Below are 22,495 nucleotides of genomic sequence, written 5' to 3'. Positions count from 1 at the left end.
GAGATGAGCATCAGTGCCTTGAGTTCGACCAGCGCCGCCAGCCAGCTGAGCGCGTTCAGCCGCCTGGGCGGCGGCGGCAATACCGGCAGTACCAGCGGCGTGGGCGGCACGCGGCCGTCAAAACCCGACGATGGCGCGTTTCTCGACGCGATTTCCAGCGCCTTGTCATCGATCGGCGTGACGGTCGATGCCGGCGAGAGCGACAGCGCGACGGACGGTACCAGCGCCGCCGGTAGCGGCGACGTGGGCCAGGCGCTGGGCGCCTTTTTGCACCAGCTGATGGGCAGCCTGCATGCGCAGAGCGGCGGCAGCGCCGGCGGGCAAGAGGAGGGCGGCGAACCGCCTGCCGCGCCGCCGCCCGGCGGCGCGCGTGCTGGCGGGCCCGGCAATATCGAGTCGGATTTGCAAAGCCTGTTGCAAAAACTCTCGTCGTCCGGCAGCGATGGCAGCGACAGCGCGGACAGCAGCGTGACGGACTTGCAGTCCAGCTTTGCCAGTCTGCTCAGCGCGCTGGGCGGCGATGAAGGCGGCAGCGGCAAATTGGACAGTTTCTTGCAGGCGCTGTCGCGCAGTCTGGGCGCGGCGAGTGCGGGCGGCAGCCTGTCCGCCAGCGGCAACCTGGTCAATACAACGGCCTGAACCGTGAAACGCAAGCTCGCCAATGCTGCCAGGAAGGCGCTGCGGGAACGGGCTACGCAAGCCCTGTTCCTGTGCGCCAGCCTGAACCCCGCCCTGGCGGGCTTGCCCCACTTGATGGAATATATATGGAATTACATGATTACGGTCTGGCATCCGACCTCGAAATGATGCGGCAACAGGCGGCTGAGCGGCGGCAGGTGCTGCGCTGGCTGCTGGCCGGTGCCGCCACCCTGCCTTTGATGAGCTGCGGCGGCGGGTCGGACGCCAGCAGTACGGCCGCAGTCAGCGGCGCCGGCACGGGCACCTCCGGCAGCACCGGCAGCACCGGCAGCACCGGCAGCAGCACGGTACCGGCCGCGGGCGCCTGCACGGTGATGCCCGAGGAAACGGGCGGGCCGTATCCGGCCGATGGCACGAACACGAATGGCGGCAGCATCATCAACGTGCTGAACCAGTCGGGCGTCGTGCGCAGCGATATCCGCGCCAGTTTCAATGGCGCCACGGGCATGGCGGCGGGCGTGCCATTGACCATCAAGCTGCAGTTGCTCAACGCCAGCGGCAGTTGCACCAGCCTGGCCGGCTACGCCGTCTATCTGTGGCATTGCGACCGCGACGGCTTGTATTCGCTGTATTCGAGCGGCGTGACGGCGCAGAATTACCTGCGTGGCTTGCAGGAGACGGACAGCGCCGGCAACCTTGCCTTCACGACCATCTTTCCCGGCTGCTACGCGGGACGCATGCCGCACGTGCATTTTGAGGTCTATCCCAGCCTGGCCAAGACCAGCGCCGCGAACCGCATCAAGACATCGCAGTTCACCTTCCCGATGGCGACGCTGAACGAAGCGTATGCGGCCAGCGGCTACACGGCCAGCGTGCGCAACCTGGCGCAGATCAGCTATGCCACCGACAATGTCTTTGCCGACGGCACCAGCCTGCAGATGGCGACGGTGACGGGCAATGCCACAGATGGCTATGTCGTCACCCTGGTGATCGCCGTGAACGGTTAAGTTGCCTTCATGAAACCCAGGTCGCGCCGGCTGAAGTTGCCGATGTTCGGGAACACCTGGGCCAGCTGGCTGTCGGCCACGCCGAACCACTTGGCCAGGGTGGCGCCGTACTGGTCGACGGAGGTGGTCGGCAACAGGGCGCCGGAACCGACGTCCAGCTCGTGGCCCAGGCCCGTGACGGGGAAGGCGCCGTAGATGTCGCGGCCCTTGACGGCGCCGCCCACGACAAAGTGGTGCGCGCCCCAGCCGTGATCCGTGCCGTCGCCATTGCTGCTGAAGGTGCGGCCGAAGTCCGACGCCGTAAACGTCGTCACCTGGGGCCGCAGGTCGGCGCCCTGCAGGGCCGCCAGGGTCGTGTCGAAGTACGCGAGCGCGTGGGCGAGGCGGGCCATCAGGTCGGCATGCAGCACTTTTTGCCGGTCATGCGTGTCGAAGCTGCCCAGGGTCACATAAAACACTTGCCGTTTCGCGCCCAATGGACCGCGCCCGCCGATGATGCGCGCCACCGTCTGCAGTTGCACGGCCAGCGGATTGACGCCGGATGCGCCTGTGTTCGGATTGATGTAGGGCGGCGGATTGGGCACGCCGCCCGCGCCGGCCGGCAGCATGGCGCCGCTGAGGATGCTTTGGCTGGAGATGGCGCGCTGCACGACGGCCACGTGTTCTTGCTCCATCATGTCGTCGCCTGCCGTGCTGATGATGTCGCGCAAGGCGGTCTCGCCCTGGGTGGTGCTGAACAGGTAGCCGCCGCCGATATTGCGGATCGGCACGGCGCCCGCCTGTCCTACCTGAAACTGGCGCACCTGTCGCCCGCTGAGGAACAGTGCGTTCGACGCGGCCGAGATGGCCGTAAACGTCGCATTGGCGTTACCGCCGCCCAGCAGGTCACCCAGACGCCCGCCCCAGCCGACGCTGGCGCCTTCCGGCAGACCCGATTGCCAGGTCGATTGCTGGTCGTTGTGCGAAAACAGTTTCGGCGGCAGCGCCACATTGCCCGCCTTGTATTGCGCCAGAGTCACGGGCTGGATCAGGGTACCCACATTGGCGACGATGGCGGCACGGCCACCGTCGAATAAGTCTTTCACGGGGGCAAGGGCGGGATGCAGGGCAAAGCTGCGGCCCGCCTGTGCCGTAGCGGGCACGACCGGCAAGACGCCGCCCGTTTCGCCGATGCCGGGCAGGTGGATCGAATCGTTGCCACCAGTGTTGCGCAGGCGCACATATTCACTCCAGGACGGCGCGTCGGTGGCCAGCACCGTGTTAAAGGTATCATTGCCGCCGGCCATGAACAGGCAGACAAGGGCCTTGTAGTCGTCGGCGGACTGGGCTGCGGCCTGGCCCATGGCGGCCAGGTTGAGGGCGAATGGCGCGGCCGCGCCGCCGGCCAGGCCCAGCATGGAGCCGAGGAAGCGGCGGCGCGAGAATTGGGAGGTGGTTGTCATGCAGCTTCCTTATTTTTGAACCAGGTATTCAGGCGAGGCCATGGCCAGGAAAATGGCCAGGTGCACGCGGTAGGTTTTTGCCGTCGTCACTTGCGCGGCATTGCCGCCGCTGACGGCGGGAATCGCGATGCTCGTGACGGCCGAGAGGATTTTGCCGCGCAGCCGGGACGACATATTGCCGGACATTAACAGCAAATTGACCCGATCCAGCAAGGCTGCTGGCTGGTCGGCCAGGGCCAGTTCGGCCGAGTAGTCGGCTTGCACAGCACTGTTTTCCGCCACGCCGCCCCGGATGGCGTCCTGCATGAAGTTCAGGTAGCCGGTCACGGACGGCTCAGACGTGATCTGCATTTCCGGTGCCACCAGACCGACCGCCGCCAGAGCCGAATTGGGTGGCACATACGAGGGACGGAAATAGTTGAAGACGGATGGTGCGTTCATGGGATTCTGGCCCAGTCCCGACAGTGGATCGTTCAGGTAGTAGATGCGGTATTGCAAGGCAGCATCCTTGGCGTTGAACGCACGCATCCAGTTGCCCAAACGCACAAGCGGTTCGCGCAGTTTGCCCGTGCGCAGGGTGCTACCGGCCGGCGCCACCGCTTCAGGGTCGAGCAGCACGGCGCGGATCACGGCCTGCATGTCGCCGCGCACGCCCGAGCCGTTGTTGGCAAAGGCGGCTGCGACCCGGCCCACATAGGCGGGGCTGGGATTGCTGGTGACGAGGCGCTGGATCAGCTGGCGGCCAAAGAAGGGACCAACATTCGGATGGTTGAACAGGGTGTCGAGCGCCAGCGCCAGCTCCGCTTCCCCGCCGGCAGCGCCCGCCGCGCTCACGCCCAGAAAGCGTTTTTCGCTAGTGGAGTGAAACGCCGCATAGTTCTGCATCGGTTGCCAGTCTCGGTCCGGATCGGCCACGCTGCCATAAAAACGGTTGGCGGCCTGGTCCGGGCCGGCCCAGCTCCAGCCTGTAAACACCTTCGCCAGGCCACTCACATCGTCGCGCGTATAAGTGTCGATGGGCTTGCCACCGGATAATTTCAATGAGCCATCCGCATTGAGTTGGTACAGGCCGATGGTAAACAGCTGCATCACTTCGCGCGCGAAATTTTCATCGGGCGTGCGCGTGGCCGATTCCTTCTGGTTGCGCAGGTGCGACAGGTATAGCCCCATCATCGGATGCGTGGCCACGCCCCGCAGCAGGGTGCGGAAGTTGCCGAACGCATATTGCCCCAGCATATCGTAGTAGCTGGCGACGCCCCGCGTTTGCGGCCACACGGCCTCGTTTTGCGTGGAGACGACGAAGATTTCCGACAAGGCAAAGGCCACGCGCTGACGCAACTGGTCGTCGCCGCGCACGGCCTGCTGCCAGAACGACTCATAAAAGTCGTTCGGCACGGCCTTGGTCGCCGCTGTGCCCGCAACGGGATACTTGGCGTCGATATATTTGCGATGCAAGGTTTGCGGCTTGGAAAACTGCGCGCGGAACCAGGCGTCGCTGTCGCTGGCGGCCAGCGCATCGATGGCGGCCATATTGGGGCCGAACGTGGCGCGGCCCAGGAAACGCGATGCTTCCTGGCGCGTGAAGGTGACGGCCGCCTGGCCGGCCGGGGGCTTGGTCAGGGGCGGCGGTGCAATGGTGTCGCCAGGCGTGCTGGTGCCGGGGGCATCCGGACCGCCGGGGGCGGTGGTTGCTGGCGGCACCAGCGAGACGTCCGGCTTCTGGGTTGAGCCGCTCTTGCTGTCGCCGCCACCGCCGCAGGCGGCAAGCAGGCTGAACAAGGTGATGGCCAGCAAGCGGCGTAAAGTAGGGTCAGTCATTTAGTTTCTTTCGGGCAATCAAATTCTGGCCCGTCAATTGTAGGCCCTGCCTACCAAAATCCTGTTTTCAATTAACTATTTACGTGTTGGCTACGTTTTAATTTGACCGACGTTAAAGGGGTATTGAGTCTGCTTTTGGCGCGATAGCGCGAAGTTTATTTTTTAAGAATGAGAAATATTTTTTGCCGATTACGTGCACTGTGGCGGATAGGCGACGTAATCATTCCCGCCGATTAAGCTTGTTTGAAAGCTCATCTTGACAACGAAACCCGTTTCGCCGGAAACCATGGTTTTTACCCCATCGGCGAAACGCCGTTCGCCGTCCCGTCCCGTTTTTCCCCGTGTTCTTTGCCCGTATAGGGCTGGCATGGCCCTTGCGTCAGGGAGGCACGGGCCACCCGCCCGCCTTTCACCGGAGCCTGTCATGACCAGCCGCCTGCTTGCCTATCGTCCCGAAATGGAATTGCCTGAAGCGCCGGGCATGCTGCTCTTGCAGCGGGAGGATGAGCTGGCACTGGCGGCGCAGTTGCTGGAATTGCAGGCGCCGGCCCAGTTCGACGCTTTCCTGACGCGCCAGCTGGGCGCCACCACGGCGGGCCAGCAAGTGCGCGGCACGCCGCTGGAAGGGCCGCTGCGCCAGCTGCTGGGCAAGGCGGTGGCGCCCCTGCTGCCCCTGCATGGCGGTTCGCCGCAGGCGCTCAAGCGGCGCGCCGCCCGCATCTTCGGCATGGAACTGGAAGGGTTGAGTCCGGAAGACAAGGAATTCGAACTGGCGCGCCAGGTCGTGCATCTGATCGATGCCGTCAATACGGCGCTGACGCAGGACGGCGGCACGGGTGCGCGCGCGCCCAGGGCGCGGGTGGAAGCGGCCCTGTTGCAAGTGGCACGCAGCGTGGCGCCAGGCTTGCTCAGGCAGGCGGCGCAGGCGCCGGGACGGGACGGTGGCCGCTGGCGCCGCGAGGGCGGGCACATCGTCGTGCTCGATTGTTAGCCGGACGGCCAGTTCGTCCGGCGCTGTAGTGTCAACCGAGGTGCTAACTTTTAGGAGCTCATCATGCATGACTTAGATCGTACGACCCTGGAATACGGGCAGGAGATGTCCGGCTTTGAAGCGGAACAGTTCGAGTTTGGCCAGGGCGAGTGGAGCGGCGAGGGTGGCGCAAGCGCCATGTTTTCCGAAGCCGAGGAAATGGAACTGGCCAATGAGCTGTTGTCGGTCAGCAATGAAGCCGAACTGGAACAGTTCCTCGGCAATTTCCTGCGCAAGGCCGCCTCGGTGGCGGGCGGCATCATCAAGTCGCCCGTGGGCCAAGCCATCGGCGGCGTGCTCAAGGGCGTAGCGAAAAAGGCGATTCCCCTGGCCGGCGGCGCCATCGGCGGCTATTTCGGCGGCCCGCTGGGAGCCAAGATCGGCAGCGGCCTCGCTTCCGCGGCCGGCAGCGCGCTGGGGCTGGAAGCGGAGTCGTCGTCGAATGAAGACCGCGAATTCGAGGGCGCCAAGCAGTTCGTGCGCCTGGCCGCCGACACCGTCAACCGCGCCGCGCAGGCACGCGGTTCGGGCGACCCGCGCGCCATCGCCCAGGCGGCCGCCAGCGCGGCGGCGCGCCAGTTCGCGCCCGGCCTGCTGGGACGCCCCGGCAGCCAGGTCGCCACACAGAACGGCAGCGGCACCGCTGCGGGCGGTGCCATGGCGCAGGGCGGCGCGGCAAGGGGCTCGGCGGGCATGCGCCCGTCCAGCGGGCGCTGGGCGCGCCAGGGCCACAAAATCGTCCTGTACGGCGTCTGACATCATGGCCATCGGCGCTTATGCTGCCTGGATGCTGGCGCAGGAGGCGCGCTCGCTGCTGACGCGGCTGGCGCGGCTGGAACCGTTCGCGCTGATCGAGCCGACGGTGCTGGCGGCCGCCCTGATGCCCAGCGCCCAGTCGGCCATCGAAAGCCAGCTGGTGCAGGGCCGGCGCGAGTTGCGGCGCATGGTGGCCCAGTTCCAGCGGTGGCTGCGGCGCGAGCAGTCCGATGGCGCCAGCATGGCCACGGCCGCCGAGGCGCAGCGCCGCTTCACTTTCCTGCGCCTGAAATTCAATGCCGCGCTGACCCAGTTCGACCTGTTCAACGAAGTCATCACACAGCGCAGCGAACACAAGACGGGCGTGTGGCTGGCCGGGCTCGACATCGTTGCCGCCGACGCGCTGGCGCTGCCCGGCAATGTGTACCAGGCGCCGCCCGTGATCTGCTACCTGGACCGGGGCCCTGGCGCGGCCATCCGCCGCGCGCGCACGCGCCTGCCGGGCGGCGGCGACAATCCCGTCGCCATCATCCGCCTGCCGCGCGAACGCATGATCGGCAGCAGCATCGCTTCGTCGCTGGTGCACGAGGTAGGCCACCAGGGTGCGGCGCTGCTGGACCTGGTGGCGTCCTTGCGGCCCGTGCTGCAAGCGATGCAGCACGGCGGCAGCGGCCTGGTGCACGTGTGGCAGTTGTGGGAGCGGTGGATTTCCGAGATCGTGGCCGATTTCTGGTCGCTGGCGCGGGTCGGCGTGGCCGCCACTCTGGGCCTGATCGGCGTGGTCAGCCTGCCGCGCGTGTTTGTCTTCCGCCTCAATATCGACGATCCCCATCCGGTGCCATGGCTGCGGGTGCGCCTGAGCTGCGCCATGGGACGGGCCTTGTATCCGCATCCGCAATGGGACCGGCTGGAGCAGCTGTGGCTGTCGTACTACCCGCTGGCCGGCCTGCCGCCGGCCCGGCAGCGGCTGCTGGAGCAGCTGGAGGCCAGCATGGCGGCCCTCGTGGGCTTGCTGGTGCAGCACCGGCCGCCCGCCTTGCGCGGCGGCTCGCTGGTCGAAGCCATGGCCGTGCACACGCGCCAGCCCGCCATGCTGGCGCAGCAGTTTCGCAGCTGGACCCTGGCGCCGGCGCAGATGTACGAGGCCGCGCCGACCCTGGTATTCGCCGTGCTGGGCCAGGCGCGCGCCAGCGGCACCTTGAGTCCGGAAGACGAAAGCGAGCTGCTGGGGCGTTTGCTGACCCACTGGGCCTTGCGCAGCACCCTGGACACGTCGGAGCTGTGCGCCGACGTCGTGCGGCATGGCCGCCAGTCCGGCAGGCCGTTTGATTATCCATTGAGGAGAACGACATGAGCAGCAAGATGAGTAGCAAAAGCAGAGGGGCGGGCCAGGCGGGTCCGAAACACCACGGCGGCAGCATCGCGGTCACCGTACACGAGAAGGACAGCGGGGCCATGGTCGTCAACGCGGCCGTCAGCCTGTACCGGGGAGCCGAGGCTGACTGCCATCTGTTCAATGCCGCCACCTGGGTGCCCGATCCCGCCATGCTGGTGGGCGTGCGCTGGACGGACGGGCGTGGCGGCACCGTGTTTACCGACCTGATGACGGGCAGTTACGTGGGGGTGTATGGCAATTTCCCCGCCACGGCGCCCCAGTGCGTGACGGTGCAGGCCGGCTGCAGCGCCGTATTGTGCTTCACGCCCCAGCTCAACCCGCAGGTGACGCTGGCGTTTGAAACGCCCGACTGCCATCCCAGCGACTGCAATTTCGGCAGGGTGGGCGACCGGGCCATCGCCACCGTCTCGTTTGATGGCGATCAGAGCACCGACGGGCGCGACCAGGTGCAGGTGCTGGCCGCCGCGCCGTGGGTGCCCATGCGCGGCGTCGCGAACGCGTTTTCCACGCCGGTGCGGCGCGCCGGCATGCACCGCTTCATGGGACAGATGATGCTGTCGCAGCGTCCCGAACTGCGCAGCGCCTTGCCCGTGCCGGAAGGACTGAGCCCGCACGCCATGCTGGCGCTCGACGCGGAATACGAGACGGAAGAGCGTCAGCCGCAGCCCATCACCGGCAACGTGGGCGTATCGCTGACGCGCACGGAAACGGAGCCGACGGAAGACTTGCCGCTGTGGACCCTGATACGCAACAGTACCGAGGCGATGTCGTTTACCAATTACCTGCATTTCATGGACAGCCTGTTTTGCGGCGACCTGGCCAGCGTACGGGGCTTCGAGCAGGAACGCTTCGTGAAGAAGGCCGACATGTTCCAGCAGCTCAAGCAGCGCCGCGCGCTGCCGTTCTCGGATGCCGATTCCTACCGCGTGCTGAAAGTGGCGACGGAAGCGTTCGTGATGGTCAATTGCGGCGTGCTGAATCAACCGCTGGCCTTCAATCCGGCCGAGGACAACGCCTATCTGGACCGGCGCGACATACCGCAAGGACGCGACCTGGAAACCGTGCTGCGCAACGATTACCTGGAAAACATCGACGGCTTCCAGACCTTGCCCTACCTGGCCGTGATCCGCCGCAAGCTGCCCGACATCCCCATCAGCATCCCGCGCGGCCAGGAAGGCGAGGTCGACCTGTGCTTTGGCATCATCCAGGAAAAGCTGGCCAATCCGTGCCTGCTGGAACTGATCTGGTCGTACTGGCACGAAGAGGGCATGCTGGTGCAAACCATGAACGCCATCGCGCAGCGCTTCCAGAACCTGCGCGCGCCGGGCAACCATCTCGATCCCCTGTCGAACACGGAAATCGACATGCTGCGGCCCCTGAACAACTTGCTGTGGGGCTATACCCAGGATGAGCAGCACCGGCTGACCGTGGTGCGCCGCAACTACGAGTACGACCACCATTACGGCGTGCGTCTCGATGGCAAGGCGGTGCAGCATTTCCGGCCAGCCGACAGCCGCTCCAAGTTCCTGGAGGCCTTCCACCACTTGCTGCGCCTGCTGACTTCGTTCTACAAGCAGGATGACGACACCACCGTAAAGGCGGACGCCTTCCCCGTGCTCAATGCCTTGAAGGAAATTCACCTGATCCTGTCGCAGGGCGCGCATAACCAGTTCGGCGACTTGCCGTCGACGGCGCGCATCGAGATGCTGATGCAGCAGTGGATGCTGGCGCGGCCCGAATTCCGCGAATTTTTGCCCACGCGCGTGATGGTCGCGTATCCGGAACCGTGGATGGACCGGGTCGACGCCATGAAGAAACTGCAGGGCTGGACCGATACTAGCGTCATGCATTTCCGTAACCTGGCCATCTTTGGCGAGCAATTGCTGCTCTCCGTGCGCTACGGCAACTGGAGCGACATTTATGAGCCGACCCAGGCATTCAACTGGGCGCGCTTCTGGCGGCCGCAAGTGCAGGGCTATATCCACGGCTACCGCGCCGCCACAGGGGTCGATCTGTCCGTCGACAGCAGCGACCCGGTGGTCGAAGCGACCATGCCTTCGGTGTTGCTGCGCCAGCGCCTGAGCCAGCAGCTGCGCAGCGTCTAGGGCGGGAGCGGGGCGCGTGCATGCTCGACTTTACCAGTGCCCTGTACCTGGGCATGCGTCATCCAGCGGCCGCGCTGGCGCCGTGGAGCAGCCTGACCCTGGGCCAGCCGGCCGCGCTGCGCGAGCCGCCCGGCGCGCAGGCGCTGGCAGCCAGCCTGGCGGCCCTGCAAGGCTGCGAGGCGGCCTGCGTGCTGCCGTCGACCCTGCACCTGTTCTGGGACCTGTTCGGCATGCTCGCTGCCGAGCGGCTGGTGATCCTCGTCGATGGCGGCAGCTACGCCATCGCGCGCTGGGGCGCCGAGCGGGCGCAGGCGCTGGGTTTGCCGCTGCGACTGTTTCCCAGCGGCGAGATGGCGGCGCTGCGGCGCCTGGCGGCTGCCTGGGGCCGGCAAGGGCGGCGTCCATTGATACTGGCCGACGGCTATGTGCCGGGCAGCGAACAGGTCTTGCCGCTGGCCGGCTATGCCGCCCTGGCGCGCCAGGGCGGCGGCTATCTGCTGCTCGACGACACGCAGGTGCTGGGCGTGGCGGGCGCGCAAGGCGGCGGTTCGGCGCGGCTGCACGGCTTGCAGGGCGCTTGCGACCAGGCGGGCGGCCATTTGATCGTCGGCGCTTCGCTGGCCAAGGGATTTGGCGTGCCGCTGGCCGTGCTGGCGGGCAGCGGTGCCCTGTTGCGGCGCTTCGCGGCGCACAGCCAGACGCGCGTGCACGCCAGTCCGCCGTCGGCCGCCGTGCTGGCGGCGGCGCGGCGCGCACTGACTCTCAATGCACAGCATGGCGACGCCCTGCGCGCCAGGCTGGCGGAGCGGGTGGGGCAATGGCGGACGGGGATGGCGGCGGCCGGCATCGCCTGCCGGGGCGGCAGCTTTCCCGTGCAGCGCCTGCCCGGCCGCGCCCATTTGCAGCCGGCCTTGCGCGCAGCGGGCGTGCTGGCGCTGGCGCAAGCGGGGGAAGGTCCCGGCGCGCTGACTTTTCTGCTGCGGGCCGACCAGACGCCCCGGCAACTGGAGCAGGCGATGGAATTGCTTGAACATCACATCAGGAGGCGATATGAACGACACGTTTGAAATGCTGTCCTTTGCGGGGCAGCCAGCAGCGGCCGGCGAGCAGGAATGGCTGGGGGAGTGGTCGCAGGAGTGGCAAGGCGAGGACGAGGCCGAATGGGAGGGCGAGCGCTGGCAAGCCGGTGGTGCGCGCGGCGGCATGCGTGGCGGCGGACTGCGCGCGCGGCCACCGTTGCGCGGCCCGCGCCGCCCCATGCCGCCGCGCTACCAGGGGCAGGGCCGCCGTCCGCCCCGCTTTCCTCCCCAGCCTTTGCCCTATCTGCCGCCGCGCTACCTGGGCTGGGGCGGCTACCCGGCCATCTATCCGACGATTTATCCGGCGCCCTATCCCGTGGCGGAACCGCCGTTCGACGACCAGCAGGGATTGGACCAGGGGCAGGATCAGGGCGCCGACCAGGGGCAGGACGATGACCAGCAGCAGGGCGAAATCCCGCCGACCCTGGCCGGCACCATGGGCCGGGTGCCGGAAGCGGCCGCCCTGAATTACCTGGCGCTGGGGACGCTGGCCAATGCGCTGCGCGACCCGAATGGCCGGGGGGCGGGCCTGTATGTGATCGAGTTCGATGCGGGCGGGCGGCGCCGCGCCTACAGCGGCCAGACGGACGATCTGCACCGGCGTTTGCTGCAGCACCGCCTGTGCGGCCAGATGATGGGGGTGGATCTGAGCGGGCACCAGGTGTATGTGGCGCCCCTGTCATCGGCGGCGCAGCGGCGCCGCATCGAGCAGCGCATCCACGACGACATGTTCGCCAACCAGCGCGGCGTGCTGACCAACCAGCGGCGCGAACTGGAACTGGCCGTGCTCGGTGAAATGTGGAGTTGAATGTGGACCTGGCGGCCACGCCTTGATCATTGCGAAGGAGAGCATCATGCACCAACTCGAATGCGCATGCGCGCAATGCCGGCAGCGTGCCGGCGCCGCGTTTGAAGTGCTGGAATTCGGCCCGGACTGGCCCGGCAAGGGCAGCGCGCCGGCCGTCTTGAGCGAAGAGGAAGAATTGCAGCTGGCCATGGAATTACTGGAAGTGGCCAGCGAGGAGGAACTGGAGCAGTTTCTCGGCAATGTCTTCAAAAGCGTCTGGAAGGGCGTCAAGAAGGTGGGCTCGACCATCGCCAAGGTGGCCAAGCCCCTGGGCGGCGCCTTGAAGGCCATGGCCAAGACGGCCTTGCCTTTTGTCGGCGGCGCCCTCGGTTCGATGATACCGATACCGGGCGTGGGCACAGCGCTCGGTTCGGCCCTGGGACGCGCGGCCAGCGCTGCGCTGGAGCTGGAAATGGAAGCCGAGGCGCCGGCCGACCGCGAACTGGCGCTGGCGCGCCGCTTCGTGCGCATCGCGGGGCAGGCGGCGCGACTGGCGGCCGAGGGCGATGGCAGTGCGCGCGCCGTGGAAAGCGCGCTGACGCGGGCCTTGCACCAGCAATTGCCGCATTTCCGCTCGCCTGCGCCGCAGCAGGAAGAAGAAAGCGGGCGCTGGCGCCGGCGCGGCAGCCGCATCGTCGTCATGGGCGACTGGCAATAGCACGGCAAGATGATCATCGATTGCCACTGCCATGCGGGACCGGGCGACGGCTTGAGCGGGCCGTGGGACAGCGATGCGCCGCTGCACGCCTATCTGCGCCGGGCCCAGGCGGCCGGCATCGCCCGCAGCGTGCTGTTCGCTGCCTTTCACTCCGATTATGCGATCGCCAACCACGGCGTGGCGCGCCTGGTCGCCTCCGATCCGCAGCGTTTTTATGGCTTTGCCTTCGTGCATGCGCGGCGCGACCGGGGCCGCATCATGGACCTGGTGCGCACGGCTGTCGAACGCTATGGCTTTGTCGGCATCAAGGCGCATCGGTTTGACGCGCGCATCAGCGGCGAGCTGTGCGACGCGGCGCGCTTCTTCGGCTTGCCCGTGCTGTACGACCCGGCCGGCGAGGTGGCCGTGGCCGAACTGCTGGCGCAGCAGTATCCCGACGTCGATTTCATCCTGCCCCACCTGGGCAGCTTCAGCGACGACTGGGCGGCGCAGCTGGCGCTGATCGACCATCTGGCGCGCCACCGCAACATCTATACGGACAGCTCCGGCGTGCGCCGCTTCGATTTGCTGGAGCAGGCCGTGCGCCGCGCGGGGCCGCACAAGGTCTTGTTCGGTTCGGATGGCCCCTGGTTGCATCCGGGGCTGGAATTGCACAAGATTCATTTGCTGGGTTTGCCGCCGCTGGATGCGGCGCTGATCACGGGCGGTAATTTTTTGCGACTGGCGCGGCTGGCGTGAGGCGGATCAAAGGGCGGCCGGCGTGGCCGGCGGGATCGCAATCGTAGCGACAGTCGCGGCTTGCGCCGCGCAGGCGGCCGCCTTGCGGCGTATCTGCAGGGCGCGGTCCGTCACGCCCAGGCGGGCGGCAGCGCGCTGGTTGTTGCCGTGCTCCTCGGCCAGCACCAGGCGGATGGCCACGTCGGCGGCGCAGCGCGTGATGTGCGACAGCTTGCAGCCCTGGGCCAGGGCGCGCCGCACGGCCGCTTCGAAATGCTGGTCGGGCCAGGCCGGCGTCAGCAGCCGTTCGTCGGGCGGCAGGGCGCCGATGGTGATGGGGCCGGGGCCGCAATGGCGGTGCCAGATGCGCGTGACGGTCTGGCGCAGTTCGCGCACATTGCCCGGATAATCGCGCAGCAGCAGGTATTCGCGCACGGCGGCGTCCAGCGGGGGCGGCTCTTGTTGGGCCAGTTCGGCGAGGAAATGCCGGGCCAGCGGCAGGATGTCGTCCTGGCGTTCGCGCAGCGGCGGCGTCTGGCAACGCCAACCGGCGATGCGGTAATACAGGTCGGCGCGGAAGGCGCCGCGCGTCACTTCGTCTTCCAGTTCGCGGTTGGTGGCGCAGACGAGGCGAAACTGGGTTGGCTGCCAGGTATTGCCGCCCACGCGCTTGTATTTGCGTTCCTGGATGGCGCGCAGCAGCTGCGCCTGCAGCGGCAGCGGCAGTTCGCCCACCTCATCGAGAAAGAGCACGCCGCCGTCGGCCAGGGCGAAAGCGCCGTCGCGCGCGGCCGCCGCGCCCGTAAAGGCGCCCCGTTCATGGCCGAACAGTTCGCTGCCCGCCAGTTCCGGCGACAGGGTGGTGCAGTCGAGGATGGTGAAGTCGCCGCTGCAGTTGCCCAGGCGGTGGACCAGTTGCGCCAGCAAATCCTTGCCCGTGCCCGTCTCGCCCGTGATCAGCATTGACGCCTGGCTGAAGGCGGCCATTTCCACCACCTGATGCAGCAAGGCGGTCCAGGATGGGCTGTCGCCGACCAACTGCCGGCGCACGGCGTTCGATGCCAGCAGCTGCGCCACGGCGTGCCAGCGCTGCAGGCGCGCCAGCACCTGGCCCGCATCGACAGTACCCGCCGGCCACAGCAGCACGTCGAGCGCGCCTGCCGCCACCAGGGCGCGCTTTTGCGCGCCGCTGGGAGGCTTGCCGCAGGCCGCGATGGCCAGCACGCGGGCATGGCCGCACAGCGCCGGCAGCGCCTGCAGCAGTGCGGCATCGGCCTCGGCAAACAGTACGATGCCCGCGCCATCCTCTTCGCTATCGTGCCGCCTGGCTACAGTTACCTGAGCCTGCTTCAAGGCCGTCACCAGCAAGGCGCCACTGCCAGCCGCCGCCTGCTGCACGATTTCCAGCCATACCTTGAGCATCATCTGCCAGCCGTCACAGGGCACGAGTGGCCCATCTTAGAAGCCCGATACCCCAGCCGTTTGATCTGGCACAAGCGTGCGCGGGAGGCGCACAATGAAAAACGCCGCCTGATGCACATCAGGCGGCGCTAAGCGGCATCACTGTTTTTGACGAACGTCACAAGAATGGCTAAAAACGTTCAGGGCAAGGCGCATTGCCGAAGACAGTACGAATAGTACGGCGAGGCAATGCAACGCCGCCATGGACGATTTTTAGACGTTCTCGTCCAACTTGACGCAGTCGACGAAATAGCCGCGCTTGCCATCGACTTCGCGTTTCACCAGACCATGCACATCCGTCTCGAAGCCCGGGAAGCGCTCGTTGAAGTCGCGCGCGAAGCGCAGGTAGTCGACGATGGTCTTGTTGAAGCGCTCGCCCGGGATCAAGAGCGGAATGCCCGGTGGATACGGCGTCAGCAGGATGGACGTGATGCGGCCTTCCAGCTCGTCGATGGCCACGCGCTCGATTTCGCGGTGCGCCATCTTGGCGAAGGCGTCCGACGGCTTCATGGCCGGGATCATGTCCGACAGATACATTTCCGTCGTCAGACGGGCCACGTCGTAGGCCTTGTAGAAATCGTGGATTTGCTGACACAGGTCGCGCAAGCCCATTTTTTCGTAGCGCGGGTTGGCCGCCGCGAATTCCGGCAGGATGCGCCACATCGGCTGGTTCTTGTCGTAGTCGTCCTTGAATTGCTGCAACGCGGTCAACAGGGTATTCCAGCGGCCCTTGGTGATGCCGATGGTAAACATGATGAAGAACGAGTACAGGCCGCATTTTTCAATGATGACGCCGTGCTCGGCCAGGTATTTGGTGACGATGGACGCGGGAATGCCCGTGTCGCCGAACTGGCCGTCCAGCGACAGGCCCGGGTTGACGATGGTCGCCTTGATCGGGTCGAGCATGTTGAAGCCGGGAGCGAGGTCGCCGAAGCCGTGCCAGTCATCCTCGGCGCGTATCATCCAGTCTTCCTGCTGGCCCATGCCTTCGTCGTTGAAGGTCGACGGCCCCCACACCTGGAACCACCAGTCCTGGCCCCATTCCTGGTCGATCTTCTTCATGGCGCGGCGGAAATCGAGCGCTTCCATGATTGATTCTTCCACCAGGGCCGTGCCGCCCGGCGCTTCCATCATGGCCGCGGCCACGTCGCACGAGGCGATGATGGAATACTGCGGCGAGGTCGAGGTGTGCATCAGGTAAGCCTCGTTGAAGGCGTCCTGGTCCAGCTTGACCGTGTCCGATTCGCGCACGAGGATTTGCGAGGCCTGCGACAGGCCGGCCAGCAATTTGTGCGTGGACTGGGTCGAGAAGATCATCGATTCCTTGGCGCGCGGACGGTCCTTGCCGATGGCGTGCATATTCTTGTAGAAATCGTGGAAGGTGGCGTGCGGCAGCCATGCTTCATCGAAGTGCAGGGTGTCGATCTTGCCGTCCAGCATTTCGCGCAGGGTTTCCACGTTGTAGATCACGCCATCGTAGGTCGATTGCGTGATGGTCAGGATGCGCGGCTTCTTGTTCTTCGCTTCGCGCGCGAACGGGTTCGCCTCGATCTTGCGGGCAATGCTTTCCGGCGTGAATTCATGCAGCGGGATGGGGCCGATGATGCCCAGGTGATTGCGCGTCGGCATCAGGAACACGGGAATGGCGCCGCACATGATGATCGAATGCAGGATCGACTTGTGGCAATTGCGGTCGACGACGACGATGTCGCCGGGCGCCACGGTCGAGTGCCACACCATCTTGTTCGAGGTCGACGTACCGTTGGTGACGAAATAGCAATGGTCGGCATTGAAGATGCGCGCCGCATTGCGCTCGGACGCGGCGACAGGGCCCGTATGGTCGAGCAACTGGCCCAGTTCCTCGACGGCGTTGCAGACGTCGGCGCGCAGCATGTTTTCACCGAAGAACTGGTGGAACATCTGGCCGATCGGCGACTTCAGGAAGGCCACGCCGCCCGAGTGGCCGGGGCAGTGCCACGAGTAGGAACCGTCGTTGGCGTAGTGCACCAGCGCGCGGAAGAACGGCGGCGACAGGCCGTCCAGATACGATTTCGCTTCGCGGATGATGTGGCGCGCGACGAATTCCGGCGTATCTTCGAACATGTGGATGAAACCATGCAGTTCGCGCAGGATATCGTTGGGGATGTGGCGCGAGGTGCGCGTTTCGCCATACAGATAAATGGGGATGTCGGCGTTCTTGTAGCGGATTTCCTCGACGAAGGCGCGCAGCGATTTCAAGGCATGATCGGTTTCCTCGATGGAACCGGCACCGAATTCTTCATCGTCGATCGACAGCACGAAGGCTGACGCGCGCGATTGCTGCTGGGCAAATTGCGACAAATCGCCGTAGCTGGTCACGCCCAGCACTTCCATGCCTTCTTTTTCCATTGCGGCGGCAAGGGCGCGAATACCCAGGCCGGACGTATTTTCAGAACGGAAATCCTCGTCAATGATGACGATGGGGAAACGAAATTTCATGCATGTCTCCAAAAAAGCAAGCCGCCCCTGACAGATGTGAAGGGGCGGACTAGGGCGCGACGGTCAGGCGGTAGGACAACCCGGCAGCCGCAGAAAAAAAATAAGAACGGGATTCTCGCAGAAATGCGGCGTCTGCGGGAAAAAAATATCGCATCAAAGCGTCACAAGCGTACGCTAGCGTGACGCATGGGTGTGACAGGGGTATTACAGCAACATTCTGGCTATCTACATTACCTTATCAGGCTTTGCGTTCCAGCGTGACAAAGGCGTAAGGCAGGCCGGATTTCTCAGAAACATGGGCCTCGCGCGCGGTTTCTTGCCAGACAGCATGGTCCACGGCGGGGAAAAACGCGTCGCAATCAAAGGTCTGGCCGATTTCCGTGATGATCAAACGCTGTGTCAGGGGCAGTGCCTGCTGGTAAATTTCCGCGCCGCCGATGACATAGCCTTCGGCGCCGTCCAGCAGGGCGATGGCCGCTTCCACCGACGATACCGCTTCCACGCCCTCATGGCGCCAGTCCGGATTGCGCGTGATGACGATGTTGCGGCGGTTCGGCAGCGGGCGGCCGATGGAATCGAAGGTCTTGCGGCCCATGAGGATGGGGTGGCCCGTCGTCAAACGCTTGAAATGCGCGAGGTCTTCCGGCAGTTTCCATGGCAGCGTATTGTTGATGCCGATGCCGCCTTGCTGGTCGGTGGCGACGATGATGGTCAGTAAGCTCATTGGTTCCGTGAAAGAGGTGGGGGCGAAGCCCGATGCCCGTCATTATCGTTGAAATTGCCGGCGGCCTCCAGATGCGCACGCATTGCGTCGGCCAGCGTGCCTGGCGCTTCCAGGGGGATCATGTGGCCCGTGTTGTCTTTCATTATGTGCAAGGTGGCTTGCGGCAGGCGCTCCGCCATGGCGCGCAAATCGTCGGGGTTGACGAGCTTGTCATCTTCGGCGCCCACGATCAGCACGGGGAAATTGAGCTCCGGCAAGCGTTCCATCAGGTCGGGGCGGGCTATCGTGGTGATGAATTGCGCCAGCAGCACGTCTTTGCCCAGGTCCAGCCCCATTTGCTGGATCAGGCCCGTGATGGCGGTATCGTCCAGGTGCGACGGGTGCAGCAGTTCGCGCAGGCGCTGGCGCGTGATGCCCGCGTAGGCATTGCGCTCGAGCATGGCGACGATGCGCTGGCGCGCTTCGATTTCGGCCGGCAGCAAACCTTTGGCCGAATTGGCGATCAAAGTGAGGGATTTCACACGCTGCGGGTGCGCCAGCGCGTGTTCGAGCGCCAGGTAGGCGCCCAGCGAAAAACCCACCAGATGGGCTTGCGGCGCGCTGCGGCCGGCGATCAGCTCCTGCATCTGCGGGCGCGTGCGGGCCTGGTGCAGGGGAACGTGCCGCAAATCAACGTTGTCACCCAGCAATGGCGCCAGGCGCGACCACAGGCGTTCGTCGCACAGGGTGCCGGGGATGCAGTCGAGTTGTATCTTGGTATGGTGCACGGACAAGCCTGGGTTCAAGTCGCTCATGACGGTGAAAATTTTTGTCGAGCGGCATTATCCGTCATTTTGCGCATCCGGGCAGCGGCCTGGTATTTTCGCATGGCATTATTTTCAATAGTGCGCGGCTGACAAGCAGGAACTTTATGGTAGGCTCATGGCTCATCAAGCCGGGGACCCGGCGACGTGACCTGAAACACCGAATGCAACCCACTCATTAAACAAAGAGGAATTACCATGGCGATCAGTCTGCAAAAAGGCGGCAATGTCAACCTGAGCAAGGAAGCTCCTGGCTTGAAGAAAATCGTGATTGGCCTGGGCTGGGACCCGCGCGCCACCGATGGCGCCGCTTTCGACCTGGACGGCAGCGCCTTCCTGCTGAAAACGGACGGCAAGGCCCGTTCCGACGCCGATTTCATTTTTTACAACAACCTGAAGTCGGCTGACGGCTCCATCGTCCACGCGGGCGACAACACGACGGGCGGCGGCGATGGCGACGACGAGAAAATCGCCGTCGACCTGGCCAACGTGCCTGCCGAGATCGACAAGATTGCCGTGGCCGTCACCATCCACGATGCGGAAAACCGCAAGCAAAACTTCGGCATGGTGGGCAAGGCCTATATCCGCTGCCTGAACGGTGACAACGGCGCGGAAATCGCCCGCTATGACCTGTCGGAAGACGGCTCGACCGAAGCGGCCATGATCTTCGGCGAAATCTACCGCGCCGGCAGCGAATGGAAGTTCAAGGCCATCGGCCAGGGTTTCAAAGGCGGACTCGGCCCTCTGGCACGCTCGTTCGGCATTAATGCATAAAAAGTAATTGTTTGCGTAAAATGTGCCGGGTGGCATCGCTGCCCGGTTCTGTCCCTCCTTTCTTTCTCCCTGATTCCATGGAAAACCTGATCAAGGGGCAGCGCCTGGCGCTGTCCGGCCTCGTCACGGGCAACGTCGTGCAACTGGGCCTTGTCAGCGCCGGCGTGGCGCTCGATTTTGCCAGTTTCGGCCTCGATGCCGCTGGTAAACTGTCCGATGACCGTTACATGACTTTCTTCAACCAGCCGCGCACGCCGTGCGGCGGCGTGGAAGCGGCGGCGCCGTCCGGCGATGCGGCCGGCTTCAGCTATCAGCTGGACCGTTTACCTGCTTCCATCGAGCGCCTGGTCGTCACGGCCGCCATCGATGGCGCGGCCACCATGGCACAGCTGGGCAGCGGCTACCTGCGCCTGCTCGACGGCGGGCGCGAGCTGGCCCGCTTTGCGTATGCTGGTGCTGATTTTGCGCAAGAAAAAGCCGTCATGCTGGGCGAGTTCTACCGCAAGGACGGCGGCTGGCGTTTCATGGCCGTGGGCCAGGGTTTCAATGGCGGCCTCGACGCGCTGGTCGCGCATTTCGGCGGCGAAGTGGCGCAGGCGGCAGCGGAACCGGCGCCGGCACCCAAGATTTCCCTGTCGAAAATCTCGCTGACCAAGGCGGGCCAGACGCACAAGGTGTCGCTGGAAAAGGGCGCGGGCGCGCCGAGCAAACTGACCGTCAAGGCCACCTGGGTCGATAACGGCGATGGCGATGACGATAACGACGATCTCGACTTGCGCGTCGGCATCCTCTTGCCGAACGGCCAGATGCGTTTCATCCAGGCGCCCGATACGCCCGGCAACTTTGACGCCATGCCCTTCGTGCGCCACCTGGGCGACGTGGCGGGCGCGTCGGGCAAGGAGCCGGCCACGGAAACGGTGGAAGTCAATCCCGCGCTGGCGCAACACTACGGCGGCACGGTGGGCCTCGTCTTCAGCGTGTATTCGGCGGTGGCCAATGGCGCCGTTTCCGTCGCCTCCATGCGGCCGAAGATGGTGATGCAATACGGCCAGCAGATCGTCGAGTGCGACTTCGATTTTCGCCTGTCCAAGGCGGCCGACGACGACACGGTCTACACCTATGTGATCGGCATGGCGCGCATCACGCCCGACAGCATCATTCTCGAGCCGTCCGGCAAGACGTCGGAGCCGGGCAGCGAAGCGACGCCGTGGCTGAGCTGGCAGGGCGAGAACCTGCAACTGGCCTTCAACGGTCCCGTCGTCTTCAAGGGCGAGGACAAGGAAGATGAAGATGATTGCAATGCGGACAATCCCCGCCGCTATATCGCCTAGGAGACACTGATGGAAACCTTGTCCAAGGGGCAGCGCTTGCCGCTGGCTAATCTCGTTCCCGACGGCGTGCTGGACATCGGCGTCGCCGCGCAGGGCCTGGCGCTGGACGTGGCCTGTTTCGGCCTCGACGCGGCCGGCAAGCTGTCCGACGAGCGCTACATGACTTTTTTCAACCAGCCGCGCACGCCGTGCGGCGGCGTGGAAGCGCGCGCGGGCAGCGGTGGCGACATGGCCGCGTTTGCCTTGCAGCTGGCGCGCTTGCCGGCCGGAATCGACCGCCTCGTCGTGACGGCCTCCATCGATGGCGGCGGCGTGATGTCGCAATTGCAAGCTGGCCACGTGCGCCTGCAGGCGGGCGGACGCGAACTGGCCCGCTTCGCCTTTGCCGGTAGTGATTTTGCGCAAGAAAAAGCCGTCATGCTGGCAGAAATTTACCGCAAGGATGGCGGCTGGCGCTGCATGGCCGTGGGGCAAGGCTTCAATGGCGGCCTGGACGCGCTGGTGCGCCACTTCGGTGGCGAAGTCGACCAGGCCGCTTCTGCCACCTCTGCCGCTCCTGCGGCGGCATCGGCCGTCATGCAGGCGAAGATCAACCTGGAAAAGCGCGTCGAACGCGAGGCGCCGCAACTGGTCAGCCTGGTCAAGCAGGCGGGCGTGTCGCTGCAAAAAGTGGGCCTGTCCGACCATCGGGCCAAGGTGTGCCTGTGCCTCGATATTTCCGGCTCCATGGGACGGCTATACAAAGAGGGGCTGGTGCAGCGCTTTGCCGAGCGCATCCTGGCCCTGGGCTGCAAGTTCGACGACGATGGCGAGATCGACGTTTTCCTGTTCGGCAAGAACGTCCACCATCCGGCACCGATGGCCTTGAGTAACTGCAATACCTATGTGGGCCAGGCCATACAGCGTCATCCGCTGGAAGGCGACACGCGCTATGGCGCCGCCATGCAGGCGATCCGCGCGTTTTATTTCCCCGATGCCCGCGGCGGCGAGCGCACGCGGCCCGTCGCGGCCGAGCTGCCTGTGTACGTGATGTTCGTCACCGATGGCGGCACGAGCGACCAGGCGACAACGGAGAAGCAGCTGCGCTGGGCCAGTAACGAGCCGATCTTTTGGCAATTCATGGGCATCGGCAAGGGACGCAAGTCGAAAAGCAAGTTCCTCGCCGCCTTTGCCGATTCCGACTTTCCCTTCCTGGAAAAACTCGACGAATTGCAGGGACGCCTGGTCGACAACGCCAATTACTTTTCCGTCAGCTCGCCCGACGAGCACAGCGATGCGGAACTGTATGATTTATTGATGACGGAGTATCCGGGCTGGCTGAAGCTGGCGCGCGGCAATGGCTTGCTGAGGTAGCGTCAAGGCAGGGCAGAGATCATCGGATGCGGCTGTAATGCCACAAGCGCAAGAGATTTGTAAATTGAAGTAAATAA

The 22,495-nt window shown here is 65.1% G+C and carries 20 protein-coding genes; 14 read left to right on the top strand and 6 right to left on the bottom strand.

What is annotated here, in order from left to right; translation table 11 throughout:
* Window positions 1-3: 3 nt before the first annotated feature.
* From ACQ4W4_RS21530 to ACQ4W4_RS21520, 3 genes are read left to right on the top strand one after another with little or no spacing between them, the layout of a single operon-like run.
* The gene (locus ACQ4W4_RS21530) at window positions 4-639 is read left to right on the top strand and encodes a hypothetical protein (RefSeq protein WP_436543701.1); all 636 of its coding nucleotides are present in this window, start codon (window positions 4-6) and stop codon (window positions 637-639) included.
* Between the two features lie 3 nt (window positions 640-642).
* The gene (locus ACQ4W4_RS21525) at window positions 643-807 is read left to right on the top strand and encodes a hypothetical protein (protein ID WP_436543700.1); all 165 of its coding nucleotides are present in this window, start codon (window positions 643-645) and stop codon (window positions 805-807) included.
* Entirely contained in the window at window positions 765-1,646 is an 882-nt protein-coding gene (locus tag ACQ4W4_RS21520) for a dioxygenase family protein (protein WP_436543699.1), read from the top strand. Before ACQ4W4_RS21525 ends, ACQ4W4_RS21520 begins: the two co-directional genes overlap by 43 nt.
* On the opposite strand, the gene ACQ4W4_RS21515 is transcribed toward ACQ4W4_RS21520, so the two are convergent.
* Together ACQ4W4_RS21515 and ACQ4W4_RS21510 are read right to left on the bottom strand one after the other, a co-directional pair.
* Window positions 1,643-3,088, bottom strand: coding sequence for a DUF1501 domain-containing protein (locus ACQ4W4_RS21515; RefSeq protein WP_436543698.1), 1,446 nt, complete (start codon window positions 3,086-3,088; stop codon window positions 1,643-1,645). The genes ACQ4W4_RS21520 and ACQ4W4_RS21515 overlap by 4 nt on opposite strands.
* A gap of 9 nt (window positions 3,089-3,097) precedes the next feature.
* Window positions 3,098-4,906, bottom strand: coding sequence for a DUF1800 domain-containing protein (locus ACQ4W4_RS21510; RefSeq protein WP_436543697.1), 1,809 nt, complete (start codon window positions 4,904-4,906; stop codon window positions 3,098-3,100).
* Window positions 4,907-5,330: 424 nt separating this feature from the next.
* On the opposite strand from ACQ4W4_RS21510, the gene ACQ4W4_RS21505 reads away from it, so the two are divergent.
* The 8 genes from ACQ4W4_RS21505 to ACQ4W4_RS21470 all read left to right on the top strand — a co-directional run bounded on the left by ACQ4W4_RS21505 (window position 5,331) and on the right by ACQ4W4_RS21470 (window position 13,515).
* Window positions 5,331-5,897, top strand: coding sequence for a hypothetical protein (locus ACQ4W4_RS21505; protein WP_436543696.1), 567 nt, complete (start codon window positions 5,331-5,333; stop codon window positions 5,895-5,897).
* A 63-nt stretch (window positions 5,898-5,960) separates the two neighbouring features.
* Complete coding sequence (locus tag ACQ4W4_RS21500) at window positions 5,961-6,692, top strand: hypothetical protein (RefSeq protein WP_436543695.1); 732 nt, start codon at window positions 5,961-5,963, stop codon at window positions 6,690-6,692.
* A 55-nt stretch (window positions 6,693-6,747) separates the two neighbouring features.
* The gene (locus tag ACQ4W4_RS21495) at window positions 6,748-8,046 is read left to right on the top strand and encodes a hypothetical protein (RefSeq protein ID WP_436543772.1); all 1,299 of its coding nucleotides are present in this window, start codon (window positions 6,748-6,750) and stop codon (window positions 8,044-8,046) included.
* Window positions 8,043-10,193, top strand: a complete 2,151-nt coding sequence (locus ACQ4W4_RS21490; RefSeq protein WP_436543694.1) for a hypothetical protein — start codon at window positions 8,043-8,045, stop codon at window positions 10,191-10,193. Before ACQ4W4_RS21495 ends, ACQ4W4_RS21490 begins: the two co-directional genes overlap by 4 nt.
* A gap of 20 nt (window positions 10,194-10,213) precedes the next feature.
* Window positions 10,214-11,260 carry an aminotransferase class I/II-fold pyridoxal phosphate-dependent enzyme gene (locus ACQ4W4_RS21485; RefSeq protein WP_436543693.1) on the top strand — a complete coding sequence of 349 codons (1,047 nt, stop codon included), beginning with the start codon at window positions 10,214-10,216 and terminating at the stop codon, window positions 11,258-11,260.
* Window positions 11,244-12,080 carry a hypothetical protein gene (locus ACQ4W4_RS21480; RefSeq protein ID WP_436543692.1) on the top strand — a complete coding sequence of 279 codons (837 nt, stop codon included), beginning with the start codon at window positions 11,244-11,246 and terminating at the stop codon, window positions 12,078-12,080. Before ACQ4W4_RS21485 ends, ACQ4W4_RS21480 begins: the two co-directional genes overlap by 17 nt.
* Window positions 12,081-12,126: 46 nt before the next feature.
* Complete coding sequence (locus ACQ4W4_RS21475) at window positions 12,127-12,777, top strand: hypothetical protein (RefSeq protein WP_436543691.1); 651 nt, start codon at window positions 12,127-12,129, stop codon at window positions 12,775-12,777.
* A gap of 9 nt (window positions 12,778-12,786) precedes the next feature.
* Window positions 12,787-13,515 carry an amidohydrolase family protein gene (locus tag ACQ4W4_RS21470; RefSeq protein WP_436543690.1) on the top strand — a complete coding sequence of 243 codons (729 nt, stop codon included), beginning with the start codon at window positions 12,787-12,789 and terminating at the stop codon, window positions 13,513-13,515.
* 6 nt (window positions 13,516-13,521) lie between these two features.
* Here ACQ4W4_RS21470 and ACQ4W4_RS21465 read toward each other — a convergent pair whose 3' ends face one another.
* The 4 genes from ACQ4W4_RS21465 to ACQ4W4_RS21450 all read right to left on the bottom strand — a co-directional run bounded on the left by ACQ4W4_RS21465 (window position 13,522) and on the right by ACQ4W4_RS21450 (window position 18,951).
* Window positions 13,522-14,919 carry a sigma-54-dependent transcriptional regulator gene (locus tag ACQ4W4_RS21465; protein ID WP_436543689.1) on the bottom strand — a complete coding sequence of 466 codons (1,398 nt, stop codon included), beginning with the start codon at window positions 14,917-14,919 and terminating at the stop codon, window positions 13,522-13,524.
* A gap of 249 nt (window positions 14,920-15,168) precedes the next feature.
* Window positions 15,169-17,433, bottom strand: a complete 2,265-nt coding sequence (locus tag ACQ4W4_RS21460) for an Orn/Lys/Arg family decarboxylase (protein WP_436543688.1) — start codon at window positions 17,431-17,433, stop codon at window positions 15,169-15,171.
* 238 nt (window positions 17,434-17,671) lie between these two features.
* A complete protein-coding gene (locus ACQ4W4_RS21455) occupies window positions 17,672-18,157 on the bottom strand; it encodes a dihydrofolate reductase (RefSeq protein WP_436543687.1) in 486 nt (161 codons plus the stop codon).
* Window positions 18,154-18,951, bottom strand: coding sequence for an alpha/beta fold hydrolase (locus ACQ4W4_RS21450; RefSeq protein ID WP_436543686.1), 798 nt, complete (start codon window positions 18,949-18,951; stop codon window positions 18,154-18,156). The genes ACQ4W4_RS21455 and ACQ4W4_RS21450 overlap by 4 nt, the downstream gene beginning before the upstream one ends.
* Before the next feature lie 207 nt (window positions 18,952-19,158).
* On the opposite strand from ACQ4W4_RS21450, the gene ACQ4W4_RS21445 reads away from it, so the two are divergent.
* From ACQ4W4_RS21445 to ACQ4W4_RS21435, 3 genes are all read left to right on the top strand, one after another.
* The gene (locus ACQ4W4_RS21445) at window positions 19,159-19,734 is read left to right on the top strand and encodes a TerD family protein (protein WP_436543685.1); all 576 of its coding nucleotides are present in this window, start codon (window positions 19,159-19,161) and stop codon (window positions 19,732-19,734) included.
* Window positions 19,735-19,811: 77 nt separating this feature from the next.
* Entirely contained in the window at window positions 19,812-21,065 is a 1,254-nt protein-coding gene (locus ACQ4W4_RS21440) for a TerD family protein (RefSeq protein ID WP_436543684.1), read from the top strand.
* 9 nt (window positions 21,066-21,074) lie between these two features.
* Window positions 21,075-22,418 carry a VWA domain-containing protein gene (locus tag ACQ4W4_RS21435; protein WP_436543683.1) on the top strand — a complete coding sequence of 448 codons (1,344 nt, stop codon included), beginning with the start codon at window positions 21,075-21,077 and terminating at the stop codon, window positions 22,416-22,418.
* Window positions 22,419-22,495: the final 77 nt, after the last annotated feature.

The organism is Janthinobacterium glycogeni (genome assembly GCF_051380725.1).
In the GTDB taxonomy this organism is placed as follows: domain Bacteria; phylum Pseudomonadota; class Gammaproteobacteria; order Burkholderiales; family Burkholderiaceae_D; genus Janthinobacterium.
This window is presented reverse-complemented; position numbering and strand designations above follow the sequence as displayed.

Bases quoted from the DNA above. Each gene is read 5' to 3' on its own strand.
- ACQ4W4_RS21530 (WP_436543701.1), top strand. From the start codon at position 4: ATGAGCATCAGTGCCTTGAGTTCGACCAGCGCCGCCAGCCAGCTGAGC.
- ACQ4W4_RS21520 (WP_436543699.1), top strand. From the start codon at position 765: ATGGAATTACATGATTACGGTCTGGCATCCGACCTCGAAATGATGCGG.
- ACQ4W4_RS21515 (WP_436543698.1), bottom strand. From the start codon at position 3,088: ATGACAACCACCTCCCAATTCTCGCGCCGCCGCTTCCTCGGCTCCATG.
- ACQ4W4_RS21510 (WP_436543697.1), bottom strand. From the start codon at position 4,906: ATGACTGACCCTACTTTACGCCGCTTGCTGGCCATCACCTTGTTCAGC.
- ACQ4W4_RS21505 (WP_436543696.1), top strand. From the start codon at position 5,331: ATGACCAGCCGCCTGCTTGCCTATCGTCCCGAAATGGAATTGCCTGAA.
- ACQ4W4_RS21500 (WP_436543695.1), top strand. From the start codon at position 5,961: ATGCATGACTTAGATCGTACGACCCTGGAATACGGGCAGGAGATGTCC.
- ACQ4W4_RS21490 (WP_436543694.1), top strand. From the start codon at position 8,043: ATGAGCAGCAAGATGAGTAGCAAAAGCAGAGGGGCGGGCCAGGCGGGT.
- ACQ4W4_RS21485 (WP_436543693.1), top strand. From the start codon at position 10,214: ATGCTCGACTTTACCAGTGCCCTGTACCTGGGCATGCGTCATCCAGCG.
- ACQ4W4_RS21480 (WP_436543692.1), top strand. From the start codon at position 11,244: ATGAACGACACGTTTGAAATGCTGTCCTTTGCGGGGCAGCCAGCAGCG.
- ACQ4W4_RS21475 (WP_436543691.1), top strand. From the start codon at position 12,127: ATGCACCAACTCGAATGCGCATGCGCGCAATGCCGGCAGCGTGCCGGC.
- ACQ4W4_RS21470 (WP_436543690.1), top strand. From the start codon at position 12,787: ATGATCATCGATTGCCACTGCCATGCGGGACCGGGCGACGGCTTGAGC.
- ACQ4W4_RS21465 (WP_436543689.1), bottom strand. From the start codon at position 14,919: ATGATGCTCAAGGTATGGCTGGAAATCGTGCAGCAGGCGGCGGCTGGC.
- ACQ4W4_RS21460 (WP_436543688.1), bottom strand. From the start codon at position 17,433: ATGAAATTTCGTTTCCCCATCGTCATCATTGACGAGGATTTCCGTTCT.
- ACQ4W4_RS21455 (WP_436543687.1), bottom strand. From the start codon at position 18,157: ATGAGCTTACTGACCATCATCGTCGCCACCGACCAGCAAGGCGGCATC.
- ACQ4W4_RS21450 (WP_436543686.1), bottom strand. From the start codon at position 18,951: ATGAGCGACTTGAACCCAGGCTTGTCCGTGCACCATACCAAGATACAA.
- ACQ4W4_RS21445 (WP_436543685.1), top strand. From the start codon at position 19,159: ATGGCGATCAGTCTGCAAAAAGGCGGCAATGTCAACCTGAGCAAGGAA.
- ACQ4W4_RS21440 (WP_436543684.1), top strand. From the start codon at position 19,812: ATGGAAAACCTGATCAAGGGGCAGCGCCTGGCGCTGTCCGGCCTCGTC.
- ACQ4W4_RS21435 (WP_436543683.1), top strand. From the start codon at position 21,075: ATGGAAACCTTGTCCAAGGGGCAGCGCTTGCCGCTGGCTAATCTCGTT.